This window comes from Fibrella musci (assembly GCF_041321105.1).
Lineage (GTDB): Bacteria > Bacteroidota > Bacteroidia > Cytophagales > Spirosomataceae > Fibrella > Fibrella musci.
Genome location: NZ_JBGGWD010000001.1, coordinates 1228232 through 1254402 on the forward strand (window position 1 = coordinate 1228232; position 26171 = coordinate 1254402).

Here is a 26171-nt window from a genome sequence, read left to right on the forward strand (position 1 = left end):
TCAATACGACCTTTCTCGCGGTTAAGGTCGCCACGAAGCGCCTTGATTTCTGATTCATAGACCTTCAGTTTAGTGTAGACTTCGTAATTCAGCTGGCCCTGCGCGTTCAGATTCTTGTAATACGTGGTCGAGTCGAACCCCGCCGTGGCCGGACGTTTGGGGGCCGCTGCCTTTGGGCCGGACAGGACGTAGTAGCCCACGCCAACCAGCAGCAGCAGCGCGATCACGACCACCCCCACGCCGTTTTCATCGAAGAACTTTTTCATGTTTCAGGAATGAAGCGGACGATATGCCGCACGATGGACTTAGGCCGCGGGATGTTGGCGTACACGCCCTGCCGGTTGTTACCGGCGGTGGTGTTGGCCCCGTTGGCCACGAAAATGCGGACGCGGGGATCGGGAGGCCAGTGCTTCAGCAGTTCGGCGTGGGACCAGATCGTGTAGGTGATCACGTCCGCCGGCAGCGGCGTCTGCCCTTTCTTCAGGTGCCGCGCCCGAACGTTGTTGAAGGCGGCCACCGCCGTCCAAGAGCCTTTGCCCATCGGCACCTTGCACTGGATGAAGACCCACGCCACGAAGGCCGCGCAGTAGGGTTTGGTCCTAGCCGCCATGCGCTCCGGGTGCTTGATGCCACAGGCCCGAAAGTATTCGTCTATCTGCGGGTGGTCGTTGTTGTTGGTCTTCTCCTGCACGAAGGTTTGCCCCTCGGCGGTTTCCAGCACGCAGGTACGTACCCGGTTCAGCGAGTCTAGGCCGGGCGTCGCTACGCGTACAGGGCCTGGTAGTAGCTGGCAAAGACCTGCATGAACGTATAGAACAAGCCCAACAAGCAGGCTAAGACCACCCAGGCGGGGGCTTCGTGGATGAGGGATTCGAGCGAACGCTCCGAATCGACGCGATTGTGCCATATGCGGTAGAATTGAGGAAAGCAGAAACGAATGAAAAAGACCGAGACCAGGAACGTGGCGAAGGTGAGCGTGAAGGCCAGCAGGCCACGCAGGGGCGCGTTGACCAGCATCGACTGGCCGATGGCGTTCATGGGGTCCTGGGCGATGGGTTGACCGACCAGGTACGTTGCGCCCAGAAAGGCCAGAAACAGCCCGATGATGAGCCAGATGGCGTTGCCCGTCGAAATGGGCCGGGGTGCGGGTTTGGCCTCGGCTTCGGCCACGGTGGCCGGATCGATCAGGTTCAACTCGACGCCCAGCCGGGTGGCTTCGGCCTCCGCCGCGCGGGCCTTGCGTAGATACTCCTTTGCGCGCCCTTCGTCGGCACTGGTGCGGGCGATTTCGCGCCAATCGGCAGCATCCTCCAGCAGCGCCGCCCGCTGATCGACTTTCTCCTGGCGGGCCGTGGCTTCGGCCTGCTGGCGTTTCTGGGCGGCTTCGGCCCGGCGCTGGTTGAGTGCCTCCAGCTGCTGGGCGATCTCGTTTTCTTCGGCCGACACTTCGGTCAGTTGCGCTTCGGCATCAGGGCCGGGGGTTTCCTCGGGGTGCTCGACCGTGAACGGCGAGGGGCGGAGGGTGTTCTGACGGGCTACCACGTCGGTTTTGGGGGTGTTTTTCATGGTTAAAAAGAGGAAGATTGTCTATGTCAGCGCATCCGAAAGACGCCCTGGTAGCGGCTGTTGTCGGGCAGTGCGTTTGGGCCTGGGGCCGCGTAGCTGCTACTGTTTTTGTAGAGGGGATAGGCCTCGGCGTTGGCGGTCAGAAACGATTTGAGGCTGTTCAGACTCGCCGCCGCCTGCCCATCGGCCCGGCGCTGGGCCTGCTCCAATTCGTGGCCCGTTACGGCTTTCTGGTTGTAGATGCCATCGAAATCCGAGAGCATCCGCAGCTGACCGCCGGGGGTCTGCACCACGTTGAGGTTGTAGAGCGCTTCGGCGTAGGCCACCGTCGCCGCTGCCTTGCCTACCTTTTCCAGCAGGTCCGCGTTAACCGTCGAGAGATTGCCCGCCAGCTGGGCCGCTTTCAGGGCGTCGAACTGCGCTTTGCCCAGCAATGACGTGATGCTCATGCGTTCGGCATCGGCCAGATACGTTTTGAGCGAGGTGTACAGTCGGTAACTGCCTGCGGCCTGGGGCAGCGATTTTGTCAGTTCGGTGGCGTTACCAATAAACAGGCCCCGCGCGTCGCGGTAGCTGTCCGAGCTTTTCCAGGTGGGGTATTGCTCCACGAAGGTGAATAGCTGCACCAGCACCTGCTCAATGGCCTTTGAGGCGTTTTCCGCCGTTTCCCGCCGCCGCAGATCGAGCACGCCCATCCGAACCGGCTTGGTATCGTTGGTCCCCTGCTCCTGCATCCCGTTGTCGCCATCGTTGCCGATGCTGTAGGGCAAATACTTCTGGTAGGCGTAAAAGGCCAGCGCTTTCTGGGTCAACTCCAGCAGCAACCGGTTGACCGGCGTCAGGGTGTTTGCCGTCACCTGCGTTTGTAGCTCAGCCAGCATTTCCGGGCCGATAGCCGGCACGATGTACTCGTACTGCGCCAGTTCGACGTAGGATTGAATAAACGCCCAGGTGGTGGCCTTGTTGATGGCCCGCCCCAGGTAGCGTTTCAGCGTGTCAATGTCGTTGATCAGGGTCATTTTTGGGCCGGTTTAGGGGTTTTCGTATCCTGTTCGTTTCCCGAATCAGTCGCGCCGCCGCCGGAACCCGTCGCCTTTTTCGACGACCCGGACTTTTCCTTGTCGAGTGTTTCAAGCAGGATGTTGTTGAAGCCGAAATACACGTCGCTCGGCAGGCCCAATTCGGGCTTGATGAGCCGGTTCCAGTAGCTTTCGATCGCCTGACGCTCGCGTGGGGTGCGGTAGAATTGCTGGTATTCGGCGGATACCCGTAGCTCGGAGCCTGAGCCGCCCAGCTGCTTGCCGTCTGTTACGCCGGCCAGCCCGGAGAGAATGCCCGACGCATTGGCGAAGGCGGTCACCGCCATCTGGTACAACTCGGTGTACTCCTTGCCCGTCAGCTGGGTTTTGATGTCCTCGAACTGAATCCAGGGGGTCATCTTGCCATCCCCACCGATGGCGCACTCGTCGAAAATGACCCGCCGCTTGCCTTCCCCGCCGAACAGCAGGCTATCAATCTGGGCGTAGAACTTCTCCCGGAAGGCTTCTTGCGACTCGTCGGTGTCGCCGCCGAACTTGGTAAAATAATCCTCGGCTACCCGACAGATACGGGCCGCGTTGTACTCGGTATCCAGCCCGTTGTTGTGGAAGGTCGGCACCCGGTTGGCCAGCCGAATCCATTCGGCCGACGCCCACCAGATCGGGAACCCGTAGTAGAACTGGCCACTCTGCCGGCGTTTGATCTGATGCAGCGTTTCGGGCGCTGTAGCGGCATTCTCCGGCGTCAGGGCGGGTACGGCCACGATGTCTTTGGCTTTGGCCTGGCTCCAGTCGGGAGCCAGCAGCCAGGTATCGACGTAGCCTTTAGTGGCCACCACCGCCCGCACCGTCAGGCTATCGCGCACCGAGAGGGTGAGCGTGCCACCGTCCCGGCTGTGGTTGACAAAGGCGTTGCCCGTCTCGACCAGGTACGTTAGCTGGGTATTGACCAGCTCCTGAAGGTCGTTGACCTGCTCGAACGCCTCAATCTTGGCGTCGGTGTACGGCTCCCGGATGAGTTTTCCGTTCTCGGTGCGGTGGCGAAACCAGCCGCAGCCCGCCCCAAACAGGAAGTCCGCGCGGGTTTGGACCAGGTTCATCACGTCGCCGTTGCTACGGTACAAGGCCAGCATGTCGTTGATCAGCTGGTTGTTGCTCCCCCAGGGGTAAATCTTGTAGACCGTACCCTGTACGGTGCGCTTGTTGGCGGCTTTGACCGAGTTGCCGTCCTGCTGGTTTTCGACCGGCTGGGCAATGGCGCTGGGGCCGTGGGTCAGTAGTTTGACGGGGCGGTGGTTGCTCTTGGCAGTCATCTAAAAACGGTGGTCGATACGCTGACCGTTGAATGTGACAAGCAGGGGAATGTGCAACTCAAACTGCCGCCCGGAGGCCTCCACCAGATGCAGCTTTCCGGCCTGCCGGTTCTCCTGCCGAATGCTGGTGAGGTCTTTCTTACCGGTAGGCTGCTGGCCCGCCTGCCGCCGCACGCCGGTTTTCTGACCGAAGCTGCCGTCGGCTTTGCGGTAGGTCAGCTCGAAGTAGGGCGAGTGGCCCGACAGGCCCGACGCCCGGTAGCTGGCCAGCACTTGTGAGAGATAGATTGCGCTCATTGTCCCCGTTTTGGTGGTACAATGATCGGTTTGGCCCCTTCGCGCGGGTAGGACGCAACTAGACGGATGGGCATTCCGCCCTTTTTCCGGTCTGCCCGCAAACCTCAGCGGTGGCCGTCAGGCAGTTGCACCCGAATCCGGGGTCTATTTTTCCGGCTGTCTCGCTTCGCAGGCCCGCGCTGTAGCGAAACGGGCGATCGCCAAAACGAAAAAATGAATATATGCCGAGGGGGGTATGGGGGGTAACGTTACACACCATACACGTCGGCCACTGCCTGGCGCGGGGTGGCGCTGGGCAGTGGCCGATAGGATGAGCGTTCCGGGCGGAGTTGGCCTTAGCGGAAGGTGATGCCGCCCTGACGGGTGCCGCCGCCGGTGACGTATTGGCCGAAGCGCTTATAGAGCAGATAATCGAAGCAGTCGCTAAGGTGCGTAGCGTACTGCTGCGGCAGGGCTTTGTTCTGCTCCGAGGCTTTGACCTTCTCATAGGTCGTGCCATCCACAGGGGCTGACTGTAGGCTAATCAGCAGGGACTTACAACGGGTATGGTTGATCCTGATCTTGGGGATGCGTGTGTTGGTTTCCTGTAGTAAAGCATTGATAACGCGATACCGAACAGGATAAGGCGGATAAGAAGACTGGACTTTGTCAATGACGGTCCAGCCTTTGGCTTTGAGGATACCTTTGAGTAGTTCAACGTAGGTGCGCGTTCGGCCAGGGTCTTTCTTATTGCCACCGTTGTCGCCATAGATGTTGACCACTTTCTTTTTGTGAGCCTGGTATTTGTCCGCAAAGGTGGTAGCCAATTTCTCCACGAGGGTTTCGGTGGCATTGGTTACCCATAGTTCGTTGACCAGCCTGTATTCGGAGCGATGGTCCTGCCCTACGATCAGGGATGTAAAGGCCGCGTTAAAATCCCATGAGGTGTCGAGTTCTTTGGTTGGATCGTAATCGGTGCGGTCCGAGACATAGAGCCGCTTCTCCTCGTCGAACTGGTAGCCATAGCCCTCATTATAGACGTGCCTGGCTGTATCCAGGGCGTGGTAAAAGCCCCGGCCCACCGTGGTTAAACGTTGGTTGAGTATCTCCATGTTAAACGTTAGCTCGTCGCCGCAGGTCTCCCGCTGATCCTCGATGAAGCTGCCCGGCAGAAAGTCCAGGTTATCGTAGGCCGTCGACTGCATGAAAAAGTACTTACTGGGGTTCTGGGGCATCAGCTCCTCGGTCTTGAATATCCAGTTACCCTGGGGCGTCCAGGGTACGCTGGTGTAGTCGGTGATGAGCCAGTGCAGCGGGTGGTTGAAGCCTTTGCGTCCGGGCCGGGGGTCGCGGTAGATGGATTTGTTGGCCCGGACCGTTGGGCGTAGCACCTTATTGTAAAACTCCTCTTTGATGGTGGCCGACTCGTCGATATAGAGCTGATCGAAGTTGGCACCCCTTATCGTTTCGGGCCGATCGGCTGAGACAAACTGCACGGTGTAGCCATTGGCAAAGACCAGGCAGTTGTCGTAGGTACGTACCGTGTTGAGCGCATTGCGCCAGTGATCGGGCGGGCGGCGGTTGATCACGTACTGCCCGTACCCGGTTTTAGAGTTGTATTCGTACAGGCCGTGCTCCTCGAACACGGCCGATGCCTGGCTCAGAATGATGTCCTGCACCTGCCGGAAGGTCAGACCCGCCAGCCCGGCTTTCGCGCGGGGCAGCTGAAAGGCCGATTCGGCAATCAGGTGCTGGAGTACCCGGCTTTTGCCCGATGCCCGCCCACCCTGAAATGTGGCCCGAAAGCCACTTTGGTAGGCCTGTCCGTTTTTGACAAAATCGGCTTGGTTCCCCGTTACGGACTGGTGAAACAGCAGCTGCTTCGAGTTGAGCCGAATGACCGCCTCCTTACTCATTGGTTGGGCTCTCCGGGCCGTAGTTGTTCACCGTGACGTTGTTCTGCACGTACTTGGCCACCCGCGCGGGCATCAGCTCGTCGATCGACATCGGGATCTCGTCGACGTGCAGCTTGGTGAGTTTGGCAATCTCCCGCGTGGCGGCAATGATGGCCTCGGCGTTCTTGTCTTTCACGGCCAGGCTCATGGCCACGTACAGCGTTTCGATCAGGATTTTAGTGGTACCTGCTTTGTCGATGTCCTCCACTTTCCCGTAGAGTTTCGTCGACTCGCTCATGATCTGGTAGGCCTGCGAGTACTTGATACTGTATTCCTGCATGAGCATCGAGACGCACTGCTGGGGCGAAAACAGCTTACAGCGCCAGGCAAAGGCTTTGCGGTACTTCTCCAGCATCAGCTCCTCTTTGGGCGTCAGGTGCGTCTGGTGCAGCAGGTGATCCCGGAACTTGTCGAGCTTTTCGGCCTTTTTCTGGTCGCCCGACTTGTCAGGCAGTTGGGGAGAAGGTAGGGGCAGCATAAAAAACGAGGTACGGGTCAAAATTGACCCGTACCTCGCTAGCAGGGTAGGACGCTTTCACTACATTTGAAAATGTTCACTCCTTAATAGAATCATGGCACAAACACGTAAACTGCAAATATTTGTCTCCTCTACATTCACTGATCTAATTGATGAACGCCAAGCTGCCGTAATGGCCATTCTAACGGCAGGTCACATACCTGCTGGTATGGAATTATTCACTGCTGGGAGCGAAGAGCAGATGAAAGTAATCTATGATTGGATAGACGAGTCAGACGCCTATATGCTCCTGATCGGCGGTCGATACGGCAGTGTAGAACCTAACTCTGGAAAAAGCTACACCCAGCTCGAGTATGAATACGCTACGAAGGTTGGTAAGCCCACTTTTGCGCTCGTCTTGCATGAAAAATTCATCGATGAGAAGGTCGCTCAGCAAACTCGCCAAGTGGTGCTGGAGAAGAAACACGCTCGTGAATTGGAAGAATTCACGTCAATAGTAAAACGCAACATGGTCAAGTTCCCAGAGAATATAGACCAAATTAAACTACATACCAGAGAATCTATATCGGAGATTGAGCGCAAGCCAGGCCTCACAGGTTGGATACGAGCGACAGACGCAAATCAGGAAGTCGCAGAGCAGCTTGCTCAACTCGTTAAAGAAAATGGCCAACTTAGAGAACGATTAAGAAACTTACCTGATGATAGCAATAAATATGGTGGATTAAGCTTTGATCAAACTATAGAGCTCCTTAATCAGTACAGTACTGAACTTTGTTTTTCGGAACAAGGTCTAGAATTGGCAAAAACAATTAAATTCTCTTTCAACCAAAATTGCCACTACATCAGCGCCGCAGATTATTTATGGCTTTGGTATTTAGTATTACCCAGAACTGGACTGGTAGCATCTGACGATAATGAAGGCGGAATATTAAATCAATTACACGAATTAGATTTAGTGTCAATATCACCTCAGGGATTCGGCTCAAAACCTGTCTACGGAATCAACAAAAGTGGTTTGACATTTTGCTTGAAGATAAAGCATTCGACGAACATGGGTGTATTGCAGCCTATTATAACAGAGTTCAAATCTACTGGCTACGATTTATTTAGGCCGTAATTTTGGGTACAGATCGTGATCCTTCTCAGGGCCAATGCTATTTTATTCCACGCGTTATGAGCGTTAAAGGAATATTCTGGAGCATATATTGATATACTAACTATCCGGACTATGACCTACCAGCAGCCCAAGGAGAATTTCTGATATAACAAATAATGCACAGAAGGGGCTACAAGTAGTAGCCCCTTCTGTGCATTATGAAACCCTACTCAAACAAACTTCTACCACTGGGGTCGCTGATGGCCTCCATGGCATTCATCCGCATTTCCGACTCACCGTCCACGTCGTGATGCGGATGCAGCTGCGTTCCCTCGTCGAAGAAATGCGCCCAGCTGCGTTTGAGCCGCCTACCCCGTTCGTTGTGCTTATCGAGCGCAAAGTCAGGTATCTCCAGCATCCTAAATGGGTGGGTGAGCCACGCCCAGATAAGCGTCCAGTCGATCATACGCGACTTTCTGGCGCGGCACAGCAGCAGGACCGCGTGCGTCAGAAACAGCCGCTGAGGCTCGTTTTTGTCCTCCTTCTTTTTGGCCTGTTCCTGATGCATCCGGTAGAGCGCCCAAATCTGCGCGGGCATCCCCGGCTCAGCCAGCCCAATATCTTCGCTGCACATGATCCGCAGCCGCTTCCAAGCGTATTCCACGAACCCCGAATCATATAGCTCCACCGCCCAGAAGAGCGCTTCCTGCTCCCGATCCCGACGGATGCACTTTTGCATGGCACTGCTGACCTCGTAAAAGTCGTACCCCTTCTTGGTCTTTATTTCGTACTTACTCATAGCTCAAACTGATGAATGATGATTTTACCGTTTTCGATTGTTACCATGACCTGCTGGCCGATCTCAAACCCGGCCTGGGTCATCCACTGGCCAGCCAGTTGCAGGGCTGGGAACCACACCAATTGGCGGCGGGCATTTTTGCGCGTCATTGCGCCGATTTTTCGTTTACTTTGCATCGTCTGAATTGGAAGTGAACATCCTAGCTTAGACCGAGGGCCGGTGTCGCAAGCACCGGCCCTCATTTGTTTAGAACAGGCTCACCTGAGCCACGTTGATCGTTTTCTTCCGCATCCCCGATCGGATGTTCATCCACGCATCACGCAGGCATTCTCCGAAGAACAGCCAGATACGTTTCTTCCACAGGCGATGCGCCTCCCTCATCACGTGCCGCAGCAGCGTTTTCTTCTTTGTCATCTTCGGGTTCTCGAATTTCCGGGCGGTCCCGCGTTCGGGCTTGCGGATATACATCTTAGTAGGGGCGGTTTAGGGTAAAGGTGACGAACTGGAGCAGGCAGCCAGGGTACTCCTGCTCAAACATGGCGATGGCTGTGGCCATCAATTGGCACTGGAACGAGGTGCAGCCTTCCAAACCGCAGGGTTCCTGAAAATGGATTTTGAACGTGAACATTTTAGCTTCGTAGTCAGGGGGTTATGTGTCTCGACTACCTCTGTATATTCTCCCAGCAGATCGGATGTACAATTCGGCAATCCTGAAATATTTTTCGTTTTTTTCAGCCCTAAAACAGGCTCAGTTGCCCCATCTGGACCGATTTAGCCGCGGGTGGTACGGGTGCTGGCGCTTTCGGGTCGACGCGCTTTTTTTCCTCCCAGGCAGCCTTTTCGGCCTGCCACAAGCGCCACGCCCGGCACTGCTCTTTGGTGATCGGCTCGATGCTCGGACAGCCTGTACGGTTCAGGCGCGGGTTGATGTTGTAGCCGAAAAACCAGTCATCCGGCGTCAGTGAGTTCATGCACACCGCCTGCCCCACGCAGCCGTGCAGGCACATATTGACGGCCGACATCTTGGCACAGATGCGGTCCAGATCGGCGGCGTACTGGTAGTTGCCCGGAGCCGAGGTATGAGCCGCCAGCAGCATCCGCCCGGAGCCGCTGCATGGGTCCTGGATGCTGAGGCCTTGCCCCTTCAGATCGGGCGTGAATCCCGTTATCATGGTGATCATATCGCAGACCTCCGGGGGCGTGAAAAATTGACCCAAGACACCCTTCTTGGAGTTGGGTGCAATGACCTCGTAGAACGTACCCAGCGCATCGTACCAGTCGCCCGGACCATCCCCAACGACCATTTTCTGTTGCACCAGCAACCATTCGCGGGTCATGTCGGTAAACCAGTCGAGCGAACCGTGCTTCTGCTTCAGCCGCTCGCATTCGCTCGGGCGGCGATCCGTCTGACGGACCGGCATGAAGGCCTCCACCAGAAAGTCGACCCAATCGCGGAACGAGTCCGCATAATCCCATTTATAGTCGTTCGTAGAAAATACCTTGTTGAGCGCCCGCAGCTCGTGCGGCACGTCGGTTGATTTCGGCATCGCAGTAAATGAAAAAGCCCCGCCGGATGGGCACGGTCCGCCGCTGCGGGGGCGTGGTGATCAGAAGGGAACGGTATCGGTCAGGGCCGGGTGAACAAGTTGGGCCATCTTCAGCAGGTGCTCGGCGTAGTAATCCTTGATGCGGAAGGTGGTCAGCCCCTGAAACCGGCTTTCGATGTGGGTCAGCTGCCACTGGAGCGGCGAGACGAACCCGCCCGGCTTCCAGCTTTTGACGAACTGGATTATATCCTCCATGGTCACCGGAATGGGAGCCACCTCGTTGATTTCCTGAAGCTGCACATCCAACTCGATCCCGGTCTTTTTGAACCAGCTTTTCGAAACGTCGCCCAGGTGGTTGCGATCGCCCCAGCGCTCGAAGTTGTCTTTGGGGAACGGCTTCAGGTACTCGTTGAGGACCGTTTCGGCAGACAGGTACATCGTCGCATCGATGCGAACGCGCTGCCACAGGCGGGCCAGTTCCAGCGGGTTGACCGAGTTCTCGAGCAAATAACTCGTTTCCTGCGCTTCACTCTCTACGCCTTCCGGGAGCAGGGTGGGCAGCTGAGCCAGATGCGCCACGGTGTAGATGCCCAGCTGGGCGCAAATCAACCGGTCGAGGTTGTTAATGTGCATCTGCCGGCCTACCTGGCTGGCCCACTCGTTGTAATCGGCTTCGCTTTTGCCGGTGGTGGTCATGAACCGATCACGGTTTCTGCGGGTCGCTTGCGCTTCCATTGTCTGAGATATATTGGAGTTGAACATCCCCTGTATATTCTCCCAGCAAGGCGGATTAACAATGCAATGTTTTTCTATTTTTTAAAATAAACTTTCTAATTGTTGCGGTCTATTTTATTGTAATCGATCAGAAAGCTATTCTTAAACCATTTTTTCATTTCATTTGATATACTAATTTTATTATCCTTAACATATACAGTCAATAAAAAATCGTCGAATGATACAGCTGATGCATATTCGTAACTGCCAATTTGTGAAATAGTAAATTTGTTATTATTGAGTTTTGATTTTGCTTTCTTTAAATACTTATTATATTCGTCAATAGCAGTTTCTAATATTATCCTTTTCGAAGAAATTGCGTCTCTGAGTATTATTAAAGTGTCTATATTTATTACGGTTAGCGACTTGATTTTTTTTATATCATATCCTTCATTTTCCATTTTATACAACATTGATTTGAATTTATTGTTTAGGTAAGTATTTATACCAACGGCATTAAGGCTACTGTCGTGTATAACCAGTATTGGGTATATAATACATTTGCTCTGTTTTAAGCCGATGTCAAATTTGTAGATACCATTTAGAATCATTTTAATATTGTTTATTATTTGGGGCAGGCCCTTTACATTAACGAGTTTTTCGTCTATTGTAGATGCAATATTTTTCATCGAATAGGAGGTCTTTACCTTTCCACTAATAAATATGTCTTTGTTTTCAAACAAAAAAACTTTATTACCATTTCTAATATAATAATCTGCACCGCCTAAAGTATATTTCTCAATTTCTGTTCCACTAAACTGGATATAGCTTCGTTTTGAATAAATAGATTGCATTACATTATAGAGTAAAAATTTTTCTGAAAACTCAGTTGTAAAGTATTGTCTAAAAAGTGGTTTCTTACGCTCACCTATCAAATCATATATTTCTTTCAATTCAAAGTATAAACCATTGTATATCTTTTGGATTACAAATAAATCGTATACAACCATGTATGACTTATCGTCATATTTTATAATTGGTCTTGTTCTCAAGGCTATAAAATCTATATCGTCATAAATAGTCGATGATATAATAAAATTTTCCATAAATCCTATCATACTATCATCTATTTCGAAAACAACAGGACTAAAACCATCAGAATAATTTTGATTTATAAATATCCAATTTATAATCCTCGAAAATGCATTTATGTACTCATTGAAATCTTTGCAAGAATATTTTTCATAAAATACATTCAATATTTCTTTATTGCTTTCCGAAAAAAATTGAAAGCAATACAAGGCCTTTGCTAATTGTGCTGTCAATGTGTAGTAAATGAGAAATGGGCTATCATCCATAAATTCTCGTTCTGCTACAGAAATCGGCGTAAAAAATTGCACACCGGCATCTAAATCTGATTCGCTTATTTTACTGTATCCACTATTGTGCTTTACATTTTGGTCTCTGTTTACGAGTAATAAAGCCTTAAATAAATTGATTTCTGCTTCTTCTGGCCTAACAGTTCTATTATTTGTATTTATGTTAAGACCTAGGGCATACTCTAAAAAATACAAAGAGTCTATTTTACTGACAAATGAGTGGGTTGTTTCATTGATTGAGCCATTTTTAAAATCAAGTAACTTAATTTTCCTATAAAGTTTCGTCGCAAAATCTTTGTTCTTTTCACTAAACCAAGTTCCATTCAATAACCACTCCCAATTACTCCATTTTTCTAAGTGACTGACTCCTGCGATGATATGAGCAGAGATTCTAACTATATCTTCATTATTTACGCTAGCAAGATATGAATCGATGCTTTGAATTTCTTCATCAGGAAATACGTCTTTAAATTCAAGGCGGATTATCATTTTCATAGCATCTTTTATTTTAGCACTATCCCCATCTATGGGAATAGTGCTAGTTGTATTAATTAGAAAGGTAGTTTTAAAGTCTTTTGAAATTTGTGTTTTAATTGCGATTTAGCTGATGCCTTTTTCAAAGTAACGATATCTGACCCAAATACTCGCTGTAACAATTCAAAATCGTGCTGTTCAGCGTCCACATTTCTAAACTCGGACAGCCCACCCGGATTAACGAATGTCTCTTTCTGAGCAAAGTAAAACCGGGTGTCCTTCCAGCTGAGCCGGTGCTCGTAGGCATTCAAACAGCTGATCCAGTAATCTTCGTTGACCTTGATTTCCGGGCTGTACCACAGCTTCGACCCTGATAGCACACCATGGGCGCAACCGGTATGGTAGCCGGCCAGATCAATCGGCGCCATCGGGTTGTACAGCACCGGTGCCGGCACGTGGCTGAAGGAAAACAGATACGCCCCGGCCTGACGGCAGGCATCCGCCGTGGCCTGAATGATGGCGTAGGCCGTGGCTGGGTCAACTTTCGATGGCTCCCCCGGCTCGGCGTACACGCGCTGCATTGAGGCAATGTCATCGTCGAGCATGAACACCGAGCCAAAGTGCCGAATGATCCAGTCGCGCTTTCTGGCCAGCCCGATCACCGAGTCCGGGTGTGTGACAATCTCGCAGCCCGGATTATTACGCCGGTAGTCGTCGGCCTGAGCGTCCGGCACGCAGATGATCGTGTTCTCGACCACCGCCGAGGTACGTACCCGCGTGGCCCGCTTGTGGCTCGGAATTACGATTTTGCAGCTTTCCATGCGTCGATGAACTGCTTGGCGTGAATGACGCTGGTACGGCCTACCCGGTCTGATTTGTAGCTTTTAGCCTCGGAAAGCTGCAAAACCTCCGCCACATGGTTGGCGTCGATGGCGTTTGTACAGATGATCACGACCGCGCTGTACTGCTCCGAGAACTTGGCCACGATCGGCAGTTCAGGTACGTCGGCTTTGGCGCTGGTCTGCTCGTGCAGCTGCTCCACATCCGCCAGGCTAATGCCGAAATCAGCCAGATCGACCTCCGCGAAATGCTCCCGCAGCAGTTCGTCGACCCAATCCCCTTTGATGGCATTGCTGGCCACGTTGTATTCCTTGAACTCGGCATCGGTCAGCTGCCGGTTCGGTACGCGCACGTCGACCAGTTCATCACCCCGCCCCAGCGCCACCATCGCTTTGCAACGTTGGTGGCCGGCCAGCAGGACGCCATCGGCATTAATGACCGGGATCTCAACCAGCCCAAACTTCTCCAGGCTCTCGCGCAGCTTGCGGCTCTGCTGGGCCGTCATCTTGCGCGGGTTGTACTCGTAGGGCAACAGATCAACGACCTTGCGTTGCTGCGTTGTCCAAGCTAATTTCTCTAACATGGGTGCTAACTACGTTGACTAACTCAGTTTAAAGTCCATTTCCTGAATCTTCAGCTCACACGCGGCCAGCTCCTGCTCCCACTCCGTGCGTTTGGCTAGTTTGGCCTTCGGGTTCTCCAGCTTTTTCTTCAGCTTCGATTTCTGATCGATCAGCCGCCGCTTCTGGTAGGCCAGTTCATAGCGGCCGCGCGGCGGACCGTCTGGATCATCACCCGGCAGCTGCGGCAGTTCGGCATCCCGCTTTTCGACTGGCTTCTCATCAGGCAACCGCCGGTTACGCTCCAAGTAGCGTTTGCGGTCCCAGATCACCTCAATCTGCGCTTTGAGGTCCAGAATTGGGCCGGTCAGTTCCGGGCAAGCCACCCCGTCAGGTACCTGGTACAACTGGTTGCTGAGGCCGGCCATTTTCCGGTTCAGCCCATCGGCTTCAGCGGACATTTCGGCCTGGAGTCGGGCGTACTCATCACCACTCACCGTTGGCCCTTCCAGGTCAGGAGCATGGGCCTGCGGCTGGTCAACTCGCGGTTGGGGCTCCTGAAGTGGTTTAAAGTCTCTCTGCGCCTCCAGATCGGCCAAACGCGCCTTAGCCCCATCTAACTCCATCTGGGATGCACGTCGCGCCCCTACGAGCGATTCTAGCATTTGTACGGTGGCTTTTTGCTGGCGAATGTGATCCTGAAGATTCATGCCAACAAAAAACCCCCACCGGATCGGGTGAGGGTAGGACGGGCATTAGGCCTCGTCGTCGTCGCCATTGCCATCATCAGGCTTATCGACGATCATTTGTTGGAAGGTCCCGACCGCTTCTCGGTAAGCCCAGGCCTGGTGCTCGGCCTGCACGTCGGTAGACCAATCGCTCCGGGGCATATTATCGGGAGTTTCCAGATAACGCTCCAACACGAAGCTGAGGTGAGCCGCATCCACGCCCGCCTCGTGCAGATGAACACGCAGGTCGGTAAACCCTTCGGGCGCAGGAATGGGCATATGGGAGTCGGTTGGTCACTGCTAACATTCACTTGGTAAGTGACCGTGCCGTACTCACAACGGCGTGCCAACCGACGTGTCTTGGGTCACGCCGGTTGGTCACTCACCAAAAAAACTGAATGTTAGCATTGCAAACATACGAAAAAGCCCCAACGGGTCAAGGTTGGGGCTTTCGCTTACGGGGTTAATTCTGGGTCTGGTTCGGGTCATCCCCGCTACCAGCCTCCTCCTCGGGTTCGGCTTCAGGCTCTGGCTCCTTGGTCATCTCGGCCAGCTGCTCGTTAAATTTGGCTTGGATCGCCGCCAGTTCGTCGACTCGGCGTTGCTCCAGAATCTGGGTAACCTCTTCGGGTGTCTTGCCCACGAATTCGGCATTGCTAACCGCCCGTTCCTTTGCGTTTTGCAATGTCCGCACGATGTAGCCCAGATTCTCCAGCGGGTTGGTTTCCATCGCCGAGCCTTTGAACTCGCCATCGGTCATGGCGTTGAGCGCCGCCACCGCGTTTTTACCCGCGTTGCCCAGGCTCTTGAGCACGCCGTCAATTTTGTTGCTGTCTAAGTTGTACATGAGCTGTTTTTATTAGGCCGCCTCAGCTGAAGCTACCAGTTCGATATAACCCTTTGCCAGGTCTGAGCCCTCGTACAGAGTGGCCAGCGACAGCTGGGGCGTGTTGTGGTCGAGCAGCGTGGTACCCTCGCCCGTTTCGAGCTTGATCTTACCCGCGAATTCGTCTTTGACCTGATACATTTTGATGAGGGATTTACTGCGTTTAGCCATAAAAAAAGGCCCCTCCGCGGCGGCGTACCGTCCTGACGAGAGAGGCCCGGTTTAGGTACGTACCTGTTACACCGGCAGCGGCACCACCACCGTCGAGGCCAGCAGGGGCGGGTGGAAGGCGTAGCCCGACCCCTTGAACTTGAAGTCGATCTGGTTTTTGTCATCGCCCTTCGCCCCTGAGTCGGTTGTATCCTCGAAGGTCAACGGCTCCAACTGCGTACCGTATACAGCCCGATCGCCGTTTTTGTAATACACAATCGCAATCCCACCGTTGTTGATGGTCTTATCGATGGCCGCAATCTGGGCCGCATCGTAACCGGCAAACTTGCCTTCCCCGTCCACGTCGACAGTCTGATAACCCAACTCCCCTTTCCGGGCCGATTTAGCTCGGCCAGTGTTCGTATCGAAGGTCAGTACAGCCCCAACCGTGCCAGCCGCTACCGGGGGCGGGGTCGAGAGTACGCCCAGGGTGATGTCTTTTTGCAGGGGCCAGTCCGTGGTGAGGTCCGTATCGGCAAACAGCACCATTTTGGTGATACCGCCGAGGTTGGCCACCCCGCGCGCCCGGCGACTGATGCCGGTGAAGACGGCTGCGGCACCGACAACCCCTTCCGGGGCAATCACAAAATCATGCAAGCTAGGCGGCACCATCGCCTGCACTTCAGCGGGGAAAACTGCACTGGCAATCATCACCAGCGCGAAGAGAAACGAACCGAAAAGCCGTAAATGCTTCATTGTAAAGAGAGAGAAAAAGGTGAAGTAGAAAAGGCGGTGAACATCTGCGATGACTATCCTAGCTATGACTCAGACTGCCGATCGTTAGACCGCTTACTTGTCGTTCATGAACAGTACCCGGCCATCGGCGTAGTCGATACCGATTTCCCCGTCCATGAAGATTTTCAGGGTACGTTCCGCCGCTTCGACCTGGATCGAGGGAACGTCCTCGGTGGTATCTTCCGGCCCCAGCACCGCCAGGTTACCCGGCAAGGTCAGCAGCTGCTTATCCGTCCCCTTCAGCCACGAGCGGGCCTCGATCGACGAGTTGGGCAGGAACGCCAGCCGCAGCTTACCACCCTCGCGGTACACGATCTGCTGGTTGTTGCTCAGCTGCGAATCCAGCGCCTGGGTGATGTAGACGATGTGCATCGGGTCGACGGCGATAATCACCTCTTCCTCCAGCGGCTCATCGAAGGCTCCGAAGAACAGCAGGCCCAGCTTCTGAAGCTCCGTCAGCACGTTGCTGGCGTTGATCGTAGCGGCTGAAGTCACGATGTTGGCCACCGGGATGTCGCCAACCCAGCCCGTTCCCGTCGTGGCGATACCCTGGGTAAACTTCAGCTTCAACCCGTCCATGATGTCGACGGGGTTCGTGCCTGTTGAGTTCAGCACGCCTTTGTAGATGGCCCCCAGCACATCTTTCCGGCACTGACGCATCACGTTCTCCATGTACCAGTTCATGGCCTCGAAGCTGTAGATATCGCTTGAATCGGTCGCCTTCTTGCGGGCCAGGTACTGCTTGGTCCAGGCGTACAGGGTTTGTTCGTCCAGCTTCAGGTTGGCCTGGAACGGACGCAGCACACCCTCCCGGTTGGCTAGCTCAACCCCGCCTTTGTAGTTGGGTGAACCACCCTTGCGGCCAGGTTGCAGCATGGGTGTGGTCGAGCTGCGGACCAAGGGCACCTTGTCCCGAATCTGATACCCTGTAAACAACCGGTCCTGCTTGATATTGAAGCCGTTGGACTGGTTGAGGTAGAAAATTTTACTGTAGTCGGCAATATTCTCTTTGAGCTTGCTCGACAGTTTGGTTACGTCTACTGACACGTCGCAAAAAATTTAAGAGGTGAAAAAAGAAGGAAGGTGAGCGGAGCCGGTTGGGGCTACTCCTCGTCGGTGGCCGTGTGCAGATCGGCCATCAGACCCGGATAGGCCTTGGCCAGCCGGTTCTTGTCGTCGAGGATTTTCTGATCCTTTTCGCTCGTGCTGGCAGCAGGGGCGGGTTTACCCTTCCCGTTGCCCGTATCGTTGCCCATACCCGACCCTTTGAGCGAGGCCTGGTACGCATCCCACTGGTCGGCTTTGGCCTGCGCTTCGGTGGCCAGCTTATTAGCGGCCGTCAGGTCGGTATTGGCCTGAGTCAGGTTGGCTTCCGAGGCCGTGAGTTTGTCCTGGGTTTCCTTCAGCGTCGCGTTCGCCTGAATCAGATCATTCGCCACGGCCTGGTTACCTTCGGCCTGGGCGTCGAGCCGATCCTGGACTTCCTGCGCGTCTTCGGCGAGGGCGTTGAACTGCTCGGTACTGAGCGCTTCCGAAAGAGCTTTCTCGCTTTTCGGAAACAGCTCGGCCACGATGGCCGAGACGGGTTTAGTGGTTTTAGCCATGACTATTTTGAAAGTTGAATTGCTCGTTGATAGGCCTGCTGGAATGACCCTTTGCGGTCAGCTAGGCCTAGCTGCACCGCCTGACTGGCGGTGTACATTTTGCCGGTGAACACCTCATCGGACTTGATCTTGCCCACCCGGCCCCGGCGCACGTAGCCCACAAACTCCGATCGGCAGGCGTTCAGGGTGGCCTGCAACTCGGCCCGCGTGGGATCGGCGATCGGCTCAATGCCGTTGACCAGTGCCTTCTGGTGAGAACCTTCGGCCCGCATAATCTCCACCTCGATGCCCTGCTTTTCGAGGGCCTTGCTCTGGTTGGTCAGCACCATCAGCACGCCGATGGAGCCGACGCCGCCCACCTGCTGATCTTCGACCCAGATTTCCCGCGACTGGCTGGCCACGAAGTAAGCCGCTGAAGCCGCGAACGGCGTCCAGGTAACTACAGGCTTGACGGCGTTGACGGCCTGAATCGCATCGGCAAAGGCTTTGGTCGAGTCGACGGTACCACCCGGTGAATTGACCCGCAGCAGCACCGCGCGGGTGTGCTCATCGCGGCCCAGAATGCCAGCCCAGGCCATCAGCGTTTCGTTGCCGTAGGAACAAAGCTCACCCGAGCGCGACATGGCCCCGTTGATCGAGAGAATGCCCACCCCCTCCGGCGTGCGGAAGTAATCGGCAATCCGCTGCTCGCCACTGGTCAGGCGCGCGTCGATAGGCGGCGGTTCCGCGTCCGGATTAATCTGGAGAAGCGATTGAGGCAGGGGGTCTTTCCCAGCCTCCAGGCGGGGGCGGATGACCTCCCGCATACGCTCGGCGTAGCCGTAATCGAGGTACCAGGTACCGGCAAAAGAAAAACCAGTCATGAGTGTGCGTCTGGAAAATGACCGCGCGGGCGGTCCCGGCTACAAACATCCTGGGCTAGAAGGGGCCACAATAGGACACAAAAAACCCCGTCTGTAACCACAGACGGGGTTTACGTACCCACCGTAACTTAAAATAAAACTAGTTTAGGCAACCTGAGCTAGTGCTTGCTTATCCTTTGGCCTGGGCCGAATTCCAACCGACTGAGGTCAATAGCTTTATAACCTCGTTGGCCACGTAGCTGCCAACAATGACGGCGTATATGTTTTGGGAAGGGATTGCCAGCGAGTCTAAAAATTCTTTGTAGGTGATGACAAGCTCAAGCTCCTGTTCCCGTTTACAGACCACTTTAACGAACACATCTGGTCCTTGAACGAACGTAAACGATAACTTCACATCAGCGTACGTTTTGCTAACAGCATTTATCACACATTCTTCAATAATTCGCTTTTCAGCCTCAAGGCCAAGGTAATCATTTCCGAAGCCCATGAATATCTAGTTTGTTTGATGTAAAGACAAATATTAACGATTCAACTTAATCAAACAACAAATACTCAGATATTTATACAGTGTTTTTTTAGTAAATCAATTTCGAAACGAACGCCATCGCCACCAGCCAAATAGGCGAACGGCCACCCAGTACAAGCCGTTTCTCCATTCGCCCGGGGCCATCTGCTCCATCAGTCGGTAATACGCCTCATCGGCATAGGCCCTGGGGTCATTGATAGCCATGGCCAGAAGCTTAGATTGAGCGGGAAACCCGTCCCGCCGCTCTCGTAGTTGGTGATAGTCAAAAGCCTCCCAGTGCATATACAGGTAGTCATGAACAATCGCTGCCAGATTCGTGCGGCAATGGTAGGCAGGCAGCAGATTGTGCAGGAGCGGGGGCGTACTGTGACAGTCCGTCACAAATCCGGCGGTCACCGTAACCAGCCGACCATCGAACAATTCGACGGTGAACGATTGAGATACGCGCATCTGATCCCGTTTGGGTAGGCGGGAGTCGATCTCCACGCTTACCACGTAGGCCATGTCGGTTTGCCGAATCATCACAGCTGCCCACGTTGGTCGATCTTCCCGATCTCGGCCCCCAGCAGCGCGTACAGCCCATCGGCAAAGCTATCGTTTTTGGTCAGGCCTGCCATGGCCATCACCTGCGCGAAAGTTAGGCTCCGAAAGAACTGAAGCTGCGGAATAGCCCCCTCGGTGTCTGCCGTCACTACTTGACCCGTCGCGTCCACGAAGGCCCCTTCGGTGGTACGGGTGACCAGCTTGGTCTGGTAGAGCGTGGCCAGCTCCTGGCGCTGCTGCTCGGTCAGCGTCTCATCGGCTGCTGCCTTTTCCAGCAACGGAACGCCCTGATCGTCGCAGAACACGATGTTGGTCTGCTGGACCATCTCACGACTGGCCAGGATAGTAAACGAAGCAAAAACGCCCAGCCGGTTGAGTCCTGTTAGCGGCTGGGGAGCAATAGATTGTTGGATGGTTGACATGGAAAAGAAAAGAGGTTAAGCAATCACCACGTACTGAATATCAATGGTTGCCGTACCGGCATCGATCGCGCTGTCGGTCGTTGAGATCGTGAAGTCGGTGGCCGTAATGGCCGAGACGAACAGCCGCCCCAGCTGATAGCGACCGTTCTTACTGCGAGCGTCGAGCATCACCACTTTGGGCGCTGCCGTGTAGGCGGTGGCAAACGTCACCTTGCATACTTCGGCGTTTACGCCGGTACCACTGCCGGCAGTCAGGCTGATCAGGCCAGCCATGTCGGCCCCGCTGATACTGGCAGTGCCGCCCGTCCCCAGGCCGGGGCGAGTAGCTATGCCGGGTATGTTGCCACCGGCCACGATACCCGCCGATCGGATACGGCCCATCACGTGCAGCTTCTCGGCCGGATTGTCGGTACCGACCCCAATCGAGCCGGTGGCGGTGATGCGTACCAGTTCGGGGAACGAGCCACCGGCCCAGCCTTTGAACACAAAGGCATCGCCCGCCTGATCGTCGCCAGCGGCTAGCCCGATTCGCCACATGGCAATGCCCGACGAGTGAAACTGAAGCTGGGCACCCTTGCGACCTGTGGAAGAAAACTTGTTGGTAAAGGTGGCAATGACCCCGTCGTTCGCGTTCGTCCCGGCAATCTCCGCCTGCGCGTTGCTGTTGGTCAGGGCGGTGGTGCCCAGCAGCAGCTTACCGAATCCGGTCAGGCGCATGAGTAGGGCCGATAGAGCTGGCGACGTACCGGCGTACCAGTTGTAATCGGTGTTGCTCCCATCGACCTGAAGCCGAAACTCGCCGCTGTTAGCCCCCAGCCCGATGAACTGATGATCGTTACCCGTCACCTGCCACATAACCAGCTTCCGGTTACGGAACGCGCTGGGGAGCTGTAGCTCATCCAAGTTCAGTACCCCTGCCGCCGTAACGGTTAAAAACTTATGGAAGTAGCCAGCAATCCGCCCCCAGAAGCCGCCAGGCGCACCCGAGTCAGTTACGTACAGTGTCAGCCCATCAGTTTGTGACGGAATCGCGTCACGCTGGGCACCTGACATGCGGGGAAACAAAAAACCGGCATCGGTCGAACGTACTTCCAGTGCCGCGCAGTCGGGCGGGCCATCGTTGGCCTGAAAGCCAAAGGAGGCGTACTGCTTATAGTTCCAGCCAAAGGGTAGCCGATTCCAGAACCGCCCCTGGTTAGAACTTTTCCCGGAAAAACCACCCAGACCGTGCAGCGCAAAGTTTGACCCTGCCGCGCCCATAGCCTCCAATGTTACTCGCACCCGGTTGCCACCTAAATCAACCGGGATGAACAGGTAGTAGCTGGAAAACGTAATATTGGCTTCAGCTAGCCTCGTTGTATAGCTGGTTCCGCCATTGCCTGAGGTTTCTACCGTTACTTTCAAGTTTGTCGCAAAGCCGACTGCTCCCGTAAAATAGCCCATGTAGACAGCTAGCATGGCTCCTTCACTGGAATTATCGGTCTGGATGGTCAGACGGTATTTCTCACCCGCGTAAATAAGGGTTTGTGACGCCAAGAAGGGGCGGCCCGCCAGTAGCTTCTGGAAGCCCAGCGAAACCGTCGCGTTTTGCACATCCCAAGACGAGGTACCGACGTTCCATTTTTCGCATGACTCCAATAGTCTGCCTTGAAATATATCGGTATACTGGCTGAATAGAAGTCCCCTCAGGTCTTGGGCAATATTGCCCGTTGGCCCGAAGGTACTGTTCATTCTTAGCGGCAAGGCGTTCAGCGGAATGCGTTGCAGAGTCGTGCCCTGTTGCAGTACCGCGTATGTAGCGTCGGTAATCCCTCCGCCGTTATTGACTTCAGGAAATGCACTAGCCGTTAGTGTACCTGGATCGCCTTTCAGTCCCTGCGGACCACGCACATCCTGCGCCAGTGCGATGTTGGTTGTAAAACCCGTAGCCGTGAGGTATTGCCCGATGTAATCCGTAGGCTTTACCCCTTCCCCACCGATGTAATCCGTTACCTGACGCACGACGCGGTTCCCATCGGGCACGGGCAGCGTTATTTGCGTCCAGCCCCGGTAACCCTGGTCACCCTTGTCGCCTTTAGCCACCAACAGGTCCCAATTAGCTCCGACGCCGCTAAAGCTGCTGCCCGACGAACCGGCCACCTTCCGCACGTAGGCGCTGCCCCCAGTGGATACCACATCACCAACGGCATATACCGTATTGGCGACCCAGGCACCGCGCCAGTTCAGGCCTGGAATACCCCGCAAGTTGCCTTTCAGTATCCAGCGGCCTGTGCCAAACTCACAGCGGTACACGTCGCCGGTCAGCGTGTGCAGGCATAGATCACCCCGCTGACCAAAGGCAGCTGGATCGCTCAGGTCCAGTGGTACCATGTCGGAAGCGAACCATGAAGCCCCGCGAACATTAACCGCCTGACTTGCTTCGGTGACGATGCCGTTCGTGCCGACGTAACCCAGACCCGGCTTATTGCCTTCGCCACCGGTCCAGTCGACCACTTTCAGCACTATACCCTCGACCCAAGTGCTCCCTACCGGCGCTGTGCTTTGCAGTTGCAGTAGGGGCGACCAGCCTTTTATGCCCTGAGTGCCCCGAATGCTCACCGCGTCGGCAACATTGGTGACCCGGCCTGTGGTGCCGATGTACTCGCCAATGTTCGGCTTGGGGCCGAGGCCACCGGTCCAATCGACGATCTGGATCACCAGCCGCAGACCATCCGTGGCCAGGCCAAATACAGGTGCCCACGTATTGACCGATAGCATATCGATCATCTGATCGATGCCATCAGCCAGGTACTCCGCTTTGATGGATCGAGGTGGAGCGGGTGGCGTGGGTTTGAGCCACCTCCGGAAAAACGCCTTCACGTCGGAAGGCTGGTAAGGCTGCGCCATAAATTATGAGTTGAACTCGTCAGAAAATGCGTAGGAGAATTCCGCACCGGCGTTCTCAAACAGCCAGAACTCGGTGAAGCCCAGCGCCGGCAATGGCGTGAGCGTCGAACCGACCAGGTTGAAGCTGCTGGGGTTGGTCCCAAAGCCGGTGTCGAAACGAAGTGGGTACTGCGGCAGGCTGATCAGCCGCCCCCCGCCGTTGGCGTCCTGAATGACGGCCACCCAGCGGCGGCCCATAAGCCGGGCCAGCACCAGTTGGGTCTGCGGGTGGTCGCGCGGCAGGGTGATGCTTACCGTCTGGGCGTAGGCCACGCCCTGCACGCTCGATACGGTACGCTGGTTGTAGGTCCCCAGCGCCGCGCGGCAAGTAAGAGCCACGTAGGGGAAGGCCTCGCCGTCGATGAGCGTCAGGCCGCCTTCTGGCAGCGCCCAGCTGGTGAGCGTGCCGGGCCGGGTGCGTGGATCGACGACCCCCAACACGTGCCGGTCTTCCACCAGCCAGAGGCGGCGAATACCGGGCACGTTCGTTTGACCGGCCTGTTTCGGTAGTGCAGGAATGTCAGTGGTCCGGTCGACGGGAGTCATTCGGCAAAGTACCCCCGAAGAATAGCCAATTAATAGGACGCAGAATCGGCCCTTTTTAACGCTAAAAACCGCCTCCTTATGATGGAAAGGCGGTTTTTAGCCGTGAACAACTCGTCAGATGAACGAACAAGTCGGTATATCGGTGAGTACCCCCCGAAAACGGGCGAACAACTGCCCAACCTTTTTTTTCAATTCAGCGACTGCTGCATCATGCTTGTCACTTTGCGCTTCATGTAGCGCTGATGGTCGCGCCATTTCTTGCGCAGGGTGTCGGAGGCCACCATGTCTTCGGTGATGCCGTAACGCTCCATGAACAGGTTCACCGCGTCGTAATCCGACATGCCCAGCATCAGGCTCACCTCGCAGGCCTCCAGGAACATCTGGGAAAACATGTAGTTAAACATCTTCTCCAGCAGCTGAAGCTTGTTGGGGTGAATGAAGTGATTTTTAAGCGAGTCGGGGTACATCAGGATGACCGACGTGGCCTGATCGACCGCGCAGGAGGGGATTACGTGGCGGTAGCCTACCTTCTCGCAGCTGAGTTCAGCCAGTACGCCCAGCATGGATTTTCTCGATAGCTCGACGGTGGTGGTGTTGTTGCCAAAGCGGGCACAGATGAACTGACGAACGTGACGGTCGCGGACAGGTACACAGGTCTTAATCATTGAGTAGAAAGAGGTTGTCGAATCAGCTGCAAGCTATTCGGCGGGTAGTGGATTGGCAGGGACCAAGCACTTACAAGTTACTACCTAGTGAAAAACTATGCAATTATTTTTCATACGTATAACTACCGATTTGCACTTTTTAGGGAAACGTACACAACAAGGTGCCATCCTTCCGGGAAGTGGCCGCTATTTAGCTGCTAGGCGCGAGTCGCAAAAACCTGTAATTTTTTTGTAATCCTGTAACAAGGGCCTAAGTGGCTGGTTACCAGCGCAAGCAACCTGTTACGGTTTGCCGAATGGATTGTAACAACCCCCATTGGGTTTGTATCACGGCTAACTGGCGAAAGGTCAAGGGATTATGTGTTACAGATTTTTGTAACAGAGTCAATTTTGTTACAAAGACAAAATCTATTTTGTAACACCTTAATAGCTTGACAACCACAGTGTTTACCTTGCCCCTCCCCCTCTTTGTTACAGAGTTACAGCCTAAACGTAGTTCTAAGGGGAAGATTGCAAAGAAACGGCGGCTGTGGTGGCGTGGGGCACGAAAAAAGGGGCGCGAGGCCCCTTAGAGATAGGATTGTGTTTAGTTAGAAAGGCAGCAAGCTGCCGTCGCGGATCATGCTCATGACGTACTCGGTAGTGCGGTGGACCTCCTCTTCCTTCTGCACGTCCAGCAGGATAGTATTAGACCGTAGCCCATGCCAGGCGTCGAGTACGATAAACAGCCGATAGTTTTTGGCGTCAATCCATTTGCTGTACTGCCGCAGCACTACTTCAGATGGTGCCGTTGAGGTCATCATCGGTTTCTGGGGTGCTGGTGGTGTCATAGCTGTTGGTCTTCCGTATTTATTCGAAAAGCTTGATTTGATTGTGGTACTTACCAGTCGGCCCGTACAGCCGTCGGCGCCAGTTATCGCGTCGATCGTGCGCCAGGTGGCAGACGTGGCACAGCGATTTGAGATTGAAAAAGCTACAGTTAGCCGGGTTATGGTCCAGATGGGCCGTGTGTAGCTCAACCTCCGTACCGGTCTTCGGATGCGGTTCGCCGTGTTTGGCTCCGCACTCCTCGCATTTACCCTTCGCCCGGACGAACCGAATGAAATAGCTGATCTTCCGCCACTTCCGGGGGTACTTCTTTCGGTCGATGGGCATGCAGTTTGTGTCGTAACAGAGTTACTTTTTCCGATCTCGCACGCCCAGCCAATCGATAAGCAGCGGGTGTATTATCATCAGCAACAACAGGCTGGCCAGCCCAATCAGTAGACCGATGGCCACTGCCGGCAGGTAGAGTATCCCACCAATCACACAGTCCTGTAGCGCTTGCGTGGTCATGACTAATCAGCCGTTAAGTGCGTCTCGATTCGGTCAATGGCTAGGTCTACAGCGTCCAGAGCATCGCTTAGCTGTTCGTCCCTGTCTGTTTGGTGCAGTTGGTCATCAAGCCGATCTCGCAGATCATTCAACTCATCCAGTAAGGTTTC

At 54.6% G+C, this 26171-nt stretch carries 34 protein-coding genes; 1 reads left to right on the forward strand and 33 read right to left on the reverse strand.

The window, feature by feature from the left end; all coding sequences use genetic code 11:
- Positions 1-262 precede the first annotated feature (262 nt).
- The 7 genes from ACAW74_RS04955 to ACAW74_RS04985 form a co-directional block, all read right to left on the reverse strand.
- A complete protein-coding gene (locus tag ACAW74_RS04955) occupies positions 263-871 on the reverse strand; it encodes a hypothetical protein (protein ID WP_370697224.1) in 609 nt (202 codons plus the stop codon).
- The gene (locus tag ACAW74_RS04960; protein WP_370697082.1) at positions 763-1566 is read right to left on the reverse strand and encodes a hypothetical protein; all 804 of its coding nucleotides are present in this window, start codon (positions 1564-1566) and stop codon (positions 763-765) included. Before ACAW74_RS04960 ends, ACAW74_RS04955 begins: the two co-directional genes overlap by 109 nt.
- Positions 1567-1592: 26 nt before the next feature.
- On the reverse strand, positions 1593-2585 hold the full coding sequence (locus tag ACAW74_RS04965; RefSeq protein ID WP_370697083.1) for a DUF6712 family protein: 993 nt from the start codon (positions 2583-2585) through the stop codon (positions 1593-1595).
- Positions 2582-3916: a hypothetical protein gene (locus ACAW74_RS04970; RefSeq protein WP_370697084.1), complete on the reverse strand. Its 1335-nt coding sequence runs from the start codon at positions 3914-3916 to the stop codon at positions 2582-2584. Before ACAW74_RS04970 ends, ACAW74_RS04965 begins: the two co-directional genes overlap by 4 nt.
- Positions 3917-4213 carry a hypothetical protein gene (locus ACAW74_RS04975; RefSeq protein WP_370697085.1) on the reverse strand — a complete coding sequence of 99 codons (297 nt, stop codon included), beginning with the start codon at positions 4211-4213 and terminating at the stop codon, positions 3917-3919.
- A gap of 335 nt (positions 4214-4548) precedes the next feature.
- A complete protein-coding gene (locus ACAW74_RS04980; protein ID WP_370697086.1) occupies positions 4549-6108 on the reverse strand; it encodes a terminase large subunit domain-containing protein in 1560 nt (519 codons plus the stop codon).
- Positions 6101-6625 carry a hypothetical protein gene (locus ACAW74_RS04985; protein ID WP_370697087.1) on the reverse strand — a complete coding sequence of 175 codons (525 nt, stop codon included), beginning with the start codon at positions 6623-6625 and terminating at the stop codon, positions 6101-6103. Before ACAW74_RS04985 ends, ACAW74_RS04980 begins: the two co-directional genes overlap by 8 nt.
- 94 nt (positions 6626-6719) lie before the next feature.
- On the opposite strand from ACAW74_RS04985, the gene ACAW74_RS04990 reads away from it, so the two are divergent.
- Positions 6720-7742 (forward strand): DUF4062 domain-containing protein, encoded by a 1023-nt coding sequence (locus ACAW74_RS04990; protein ID WP_370697088.1) that lies wholly within the window; start codon positions 6720-6722, stop codon positions 7740-7742.
- 205 nt (positions 7743-7947) lie between these two features.
- Here ACAW74_RS04990 and ACAW74_RS04995 read toward each other — a convergent pair whose 3' ends face one another.
- The 26 genes from ACAW74_RS04995 to ACAW74_RS05120 all read right to left on the reverse strand — a co-directional run bounded on the left by ACAW74_RS04995 (position 7948) and on the right by ACAW74_RS05120 (position 26022).
- Positions 7948-8520 carry an AAA family ATPase gene (locus tag ACAW74_RS04995; protein WP_370697089.1) on the reverse strand — a complete coding sequence of 191 codons (573 nt, stop codon included), beginning with the start codon at positions 8518-8520 and terminating at the stop codon, positions 7948-7950.
- Positions 8517-8696: a SymE family type I addiction module toxin gene (locus ACAW74_RS05000; RefSeq protein WP_370697090.1), complete on the reverse strand. Its 180-nt coding sequence runs from the start codon at positions 8694-8696 to the stop codon at positions 8517-8519. The genes ACAW74_RS04995 and ACAW74_RS05000 overlap by 4 nt, the downstream gene beginning before the upstream one ends.
- A gap of 70 nt (positions 8697-8766) precedes the next feature.
- On the reverse strand, positions 8767-8934 hold the full coding sequence (locus ACAW74_RS05005; RefSeq protein ID WP_370697091.1) for a hypothetical protein: 168 nt from the start codon (positions 8932-8934) through the stop codon (positions 8767-8769).
- 55 nt (positions 8935-8989) lie between these two features.
- Entirely contained in the window at positions 8990-9148 is a 159-nt protein-coding gene (locus ACAW74_RS05010; protein WP_370697092.1) for a hypothetical protein, read from the reverse strand.
- A 109-nt stretch (positions 9149-9257) separates the two neighbouring features.
- On the reverse strand, positions 9258-10067 hold the full coding sequence (locus ACAW74_RS05015; protein ID WP_370697093.1) for an N-6 DNA methylase: 810 nt from the start codon (positions 10065-10067) through the stop codon (positions 9258-9260).
- A 60-nt stretch (positions 10068-10127) separates the two neighbouring features.
- Positions 10128-10802, reverse strand: a complete 675-nt coding sequence (locus ACAW74_RS05020; RefSeq protein ID WP_370697094.1) for a hypothetical protein — start codon at positions 10800-10802, stop codon at positions 10128-10130.
- Between the two features lie 95 nt (positions 10803-10897).
- Positions 10898-12655 carry a hypothetical protein gene (locus ACAW74_RS05025; protein WP_370697095.1) on the reverse strand — a complete coding sequence of 586 codons (1758 nt, stop codon included), beginning with the start codon at positions 12653-12655 and terminating at the stop codon, positions 10898-10900.
- A 56-nt stretch (positions 12656-12711) separates the two neighbouring features.
- The gene (locus ACAW74_RS05030; RefSeq protein WP_370697096.1) at positions 12712-13455 is read right to left on the reverse strand and encodes a GREB1-related protein; all 744 of its coding nucleotides are present in this window, start codon (positions 13453-13455) and stop codon (positions 12712-12714) included.
- A complete protein-coding gene (locus ACAW74_RS05035; RefSeq protein ID WP_370697097.1) occupies positions 13434-14057 on the reverse strand; it encodes a ParB N-terminal domain-containing protein in 624 nt (207 codons plus the stop codon). The genes ACAW74_RS05030 and ACAW74_RS05035 overlap by 22 nt, the downstream gene beginning before the upstream one ends.
- 18 nt (positions 14058-14075) lie before the next feature.
- Positions 14076-14699 carry a hypothetical protein gene (locus ACAW74_RS05040; protein ID WP_370697098.1) on the reverse strand — a complete coding sequence of 208 codons (624 nt, stop codon included), beginning with the start codon at positions 14697-14699 and terminating at the stop codon, positions 14076-14078.
- Between the two features lie 90 nt (positions 14700-14789).
- A complete protein-coding gene (locus tag ACAW74_RS05045) occupies positions 14790-15041 on the reverse strand; it encodes a hypothetical protein (RefSeq protein ID WP_370697099.1) in 252 nt (83 codons plus the stop codon).
- A gap of 184 nt (positions 15042-15225) precedes the next feature.
- The gene (locus tag ACAW74_RS05050) at positions 15226-15609 is read right to left on the reverse strand and encodes a hypothetical protein (protein WP_370697100.1); all 384 of its coding nucleotides are present in this window, start codon (positions 15607-15609) and stop codon (positions 15226-15228) included.
- A gap of 12 nt (positions 15610-15621) precedes the next feature.
- A complete protein-coding gene (locus ACAW74_RS05055) occupies positions 15622-15819 on the reverse strand; it encodes a hypothetical protein (RefSeq protein ID WP_370697101.1) in 198 nt (65 codons plus the stop codon).
- A 66-nt stretch (positions 15820-15885) separates the two neighbouring features.
- On the reverse strand, positions 15886-16554 hold the full coding sequence (locus ACAW74_RS05060) for a hypothetical protein (protein ID WP_370697102.1): 669 nt from the start codon (positions 16552-16554) through the stop codon (positions 15886-15888).
- 93 nt (positions 16555-16647) lie between these two features.
- Positions 16648-17640 carry a hypothetical protein gene (locus tag ACAW74_RS05065; RefSeq protein ID WP_370697103.1) on the reverse strand — a complete coding sequence of 331 codons (993 nt, stop codon included), beginning with the start codon at positions 17638-17640 and terminating at the stop codon, positions 16648-16650.
- 56 nt (positions 17641-17696) lie between these two features.
- Positions 17697-18197, reverse strand: a complete 501-nt coding sequence (locus ACAW74_RS05070) for a hypothetical protein (RefSeq protein WP_370697104.1) — start codon at positions 18195-18197, stop codon at positions 17697-17699.
- A gap of 2 nt (positions 18198-18199) precedes the next feature.
- Positions 18200-19060 carry a S49 family peptidase gene (locus tag ACAW74_RS05075; protein WP_370697105.1) on the reverse strand — a complete coding sequence of 287 codons (861 nt, stop codon included), beginning with the start codon at positions 19058-19060 and terminating at the stop codon, positions 18200-18202.
- A gap of 169 nt (positions 19061-19229) precedes the next feature.
- Positions 19230-19547, reverse strand: a complete 318-nt coding sequence (locus ACAW74_RS05080) for a hypothetical protein (protein WP_370697106.1) — start codon at positions 19545-19547, stop codon at positions 19230-19232.
- A 96-nt stretch (positions 19548-19643) separates the two neighbouring features.
- Positions 19644-20108 carry a DUF1353 domain-containing protein gene (locus ACAW74_RS05085; RefSeq protein WP_370697107.1) on the reverse strand — a complete coding sequence of 155 codons (465 nt, stop codon included), beginning with the start codon at positions 20106-20108 and terminating at the stop codon, positions 19644-19646.
- Entirely contained in the window at positions 20108-20551 is a 444-nt protein-coding gene (locus ACAW74_RS05090; RefSeq protein WP_370697108.1) for a hypothetical protein, read from the reverse strand. The genes ACAW74_RS05085 and ACAW74_RS05090 overlap by 1 nt, the downstream gene beginning before the upstream one ends.
- Positions 20552-20566: 15 nt before the next feature.
- Positions 20567-23437: a phage tail-like protein gene (locus ACAW74_RS05095; protein ID WP_370697109.1), complete on the reverse strand. Its 2871-nt coding sequence runs from the start codon at positions 23435-23437 to the stop codon at positions 20567-20569.
- Between the two features lie 3 nt (positions 23438-23440).
- Positions 23441-24022, reverse strand: coding sequence for a hypothetical protein (locus tag ACAW74_RS05100; protein WP_370697110.1), 582 nt, complete (start codon positions 24020-24022; stop codon positions 23441-23443).
- A gap of 188 nt (positions 24023-24210) precedes the next feature.
- Positions 24211-24687, reverse strand: coding sequence for a hypothetical protein (locus tag ACAW74_RS05105; RefSeq protein WP_370697111.1), 477 nt, complete (start codon positions 24685-24687; stop codon positions 24211-24213).
- Positions 24688-25277: 590 nt separating this feature from the next.
- Entirely contained in the window at positions 25278-25517 is a 240-nt protein-coding gene (locus tag ACAW74_RS05110; RefSeq protein ID WP_370697112.1) for a hypothetical protein, read from the reverse strand.
- Positions 25518-25536: 19 nt separating this feature from the next.
- The gene (locus ACAW74_RS05115; RefSeq protein ID WP_370697113.1) at positions 25537-25842 is read right to left on the reverse strand and encodes a hypothetical protein; all 306 of its coding nucleotides are present in this window, start codon (positions 25840-25842) and stop codon (positions 25537-25539) included.
- A gap of 21 nt (positions 25843-25863) precedes the next feature.
- Positions 25864-26022 carry a hypothetical protein gene (locus tag ACAW74_RS05120; RefSeq protein WP_370697114.1) on the reverse strand — a complete coding sequence of 53 codons (159 nt, stop codon included), beginning with the start codon at positions 26020-26022 and terminating at the stop codon, positions 25864-25866.
- Between the last annotated feature and the right edge of the window lie 149 nt (positions 26023-26171).

What these genes read in the sequence shown, in the direction of transcription:
- ACAW74_RS04960 (WP_370697082.1), bottom strand. Translation starts at nt 1,566, where the DNA reads ATGAAAAACACCCCCAAAACCGACGTGGTAGCCCGTCAGAACACCCTC.
- ACAW74_RS04965 (WP_370697083.1), bottom strand. Translation starts at nt 2,585, where the DNA reads ATGACCCTGATCAACGACATTGACACGCTGAAACGCTACCTGGGGCGG.
- ACAW74_RS04970 (WP_370697084.1), bottom strand. Translation starts at nt 3,916, where the DNA reads ATGACTGCCAAGAGCAACCACCGCCCCGTCAAACTACTGACCCACGGC.
- ACAW74_RS04975 (WP_370697085.1), bottom strand. Translation starts at nt 4,213, where the DNA reads ATGAGCGCAATCTATCTCTCACAAGTGCTGGCCAGCTACCGGGCGTCG.
- ACAW74_RS04980 (WP_370697086.1), bottom strand. Translation starts at nt 6,108, where the DNA reads ATGAGTAAGGAGGCGGTCATTCGGCTCAACTCGAAGCAGCTGCTGTTT.
- ACAW74_RS04985 (WP_370697087.1), bottom strand. Translation starts at nt 6,625, where the DNA reads ATGCTGCCCCTACCTTCTCCCCAACTGCCTGACAAGTCGGGCGACCAG.
- ACAW74_RS04990 (WP_370697088.1), top strand. Translation starts at nt 6,720, where the DNA reads ATGGCACAAACACGTAAACTGCAAATATTTGTCTCCTCTACATTCACT.
- ACAW74_RS04995 (WP_370697089.1), bottom strand. Translation starts at nt 8,520, where the DNA reads ATGAGTAAGTACGAAATAAAGACCAAGAAGGGGTACGACTTTTACGAG.
- ACAW74_RS05000 (WP_370697090.1), bottom strand. Translation starts at nt 8,696, where the DNA reads ATGCAAAGTAAACGAAAAATCGGCGCAATGACGCGCAAAAATGCCCGC.
- ACAW74_RS05005 (WP_370697091.1), bottom strand. Translation starts at nt 8,934, where the DNA reads ATGACAAAGAAGAAAACGCTGCTGCGGCACGTGATGAGGGAGGCGCAT.
- ACAW74_RS05010 (WP_370697092.1), bottom strand. Translation starts at nt 9,148, where the DNA reads ATGTTCACGTTCAAAATCCATTTTCAGGAACCCTGCGGTTTGGAAGGC.
- ACAW74_RS05015 (WP_370697093.1), bottom strand. Translation starts at nt 10,067, where the DNA reads ATGCCGAAATCAACCGACGTGCCGCACGAGCTGCGGGCGCTCAACAAG.
- ACAW74_RS05020 (WP_370697094.1), bottom strand. Translation starts at nt 10,802, where the DNA reads ATGGAAGCGCAAGCGACCCGCAGAAACCGTGATCGGTTCATGACCACC.
- ACAW74_RS05025 (WP_370697095.1), bottom strand. Translation starts at nt 12,655, where the DNA reads ATGAAAATGATAATCCGCCTTGAATTTAAAGACGTATTTCCTGATGAA.
- ACAW74_RS05030 (WP_370697096.1), bottom strand. Translation starts at nt 13,455, where the DNA reads ATGGAAAGCTGCAAAATCGTAATTCCGAGCCACAAGCGGGCCACGCGG.
- ACAW74_RS05035 (WP_370697097.1), bottom strand. Translation starts at nt 14,057, where the DNA reads ATGTTAGAGAAATTAGCTTGGACAACGCAGCAACGCAAGGTCGTTGAT.
- ACAW74_RS05040 (WP_370697098.1), bottom strand. Translation starts at nt 14,699, where the DNA reads ATGCTAGAATCGCTCGTAGGGGCGCGACGTGCATCCCAGATGGAGTTA.
- ACAW74_RS05045 (WP_370697099.1), bottom strand. Translation starts at nt 15,041, where the DNA reads ATGCCCATTCCTGCGCCCGAAGGGTTTACCGACCTGCGTGTTCATCTG.
- ACAW74_RS05050 (WP_370697100.1), bottom strand. Translation starts at nt 15,609, where the DNA reads ATGTACAACTTAGACAGCAACAAAATTGACGGCGTGCTCAAGAGCCTG.
- ACAW74_RS05055 (WP_370697101.1), bottom strand. Translation starts at nt 15,819, where the DNA reads ATGGCTAAACGCAGTAAATCCCTCATCAAAATGTATCAGGTCAAAGAC.
- ACAW74_RS05060 (WP_370697102.1), bottom strand. Translation starts at nt 16,554, where the DNA reads ATGAAGCATTTACGGCTTTTCGGTTCGTTTCTCTTCGCGCTGGTGATG.
- ACAW74_RS05070 (WP_370697104.1), bottom strand. Translation starts at nt 18,197, where the DNA reads ATGGCTAAAACCACTAAACCCGTCTCGGCCATCGTGGCCGAGCTGTTT.
- ACAW74_RS05075 (WP_370697105.1), bottom strand. Translation starts at nt 19,060, where the DNA reads ATGACTGGTTTTTCTTTTGCCGGTACCTGGTACCTCGATTACGGCTAC.
- ACAW74_RS05080 (WP_370697106.1), bottom strand. Translation starts at nt 19,547, where the DNA reads ATGGGCTTCGGAAATGATTACCTTGGCCTTGAGGCTGAAAAGCGAATT.
- ACAW74_RS05085 (WP_370697107.1), bottom strand. Translation starts at nt 20,108, where the DNA reads ATGATTCGGCAAACCGACATGGCCTACGTGGTAAGCGTGGAGATCGAC.
- ACAW74_RS05090 (WP_370697108.1), bottom strand. Translation starts at nt 20,551, where the DNA reads ATGTCAACCATCCAACAATCTATTGCTCCCCAGCCGCTAACAGGACTC.
- ACAW74_RS05095 (WP_370697109.1), bottom strand. Translation starts at nt 23,437, where the DNA reads ATGGCGCAGCCTTACCAGCCTTCCGACGTGAAGGCGTTTTTCCGGAGG.
- ACAW74_RS05100 (WP_370697110.1), bottom strand. Translation starts at nt 24,022, where the DNA reads ATGACTCCCGTCGACCGGACCACTGACATTCCTGCACTACCGAAACAG.
- ACAW74_RS05105 (WP_370697111.1), bottom strand. Translation starts at nt 24,687, where the DNA reads ATGATTAAGACCTGTGTACCTGTCCGCGACCGTCACGTTCGTCAGTTC.
- ACAW74_RS05110 (WP_370697112.1), bottom strand. Translation starts at nt 25,517, where the DNA reads ATGACACCACCAGCACCCCAGAAACCGATGATGACCTCAACGGCACCA.
- ACAW74_RS05115 (WP_370697113.1), bottom strand. Translation starts at nt 25,842, where the DNA reads ATGCCCATCGACCGAAAGAAGTACCCCCGGAAGTGGCGGAAGATCAGC.
- ACAW74_RS05120 (WP_370697114.1), bottom strand. Translation starts at nt 26,022, where the DNA reads ATGACCACGCAAGCGCTACAGGACTGTGTGATTGGTGGGATACTCTAC.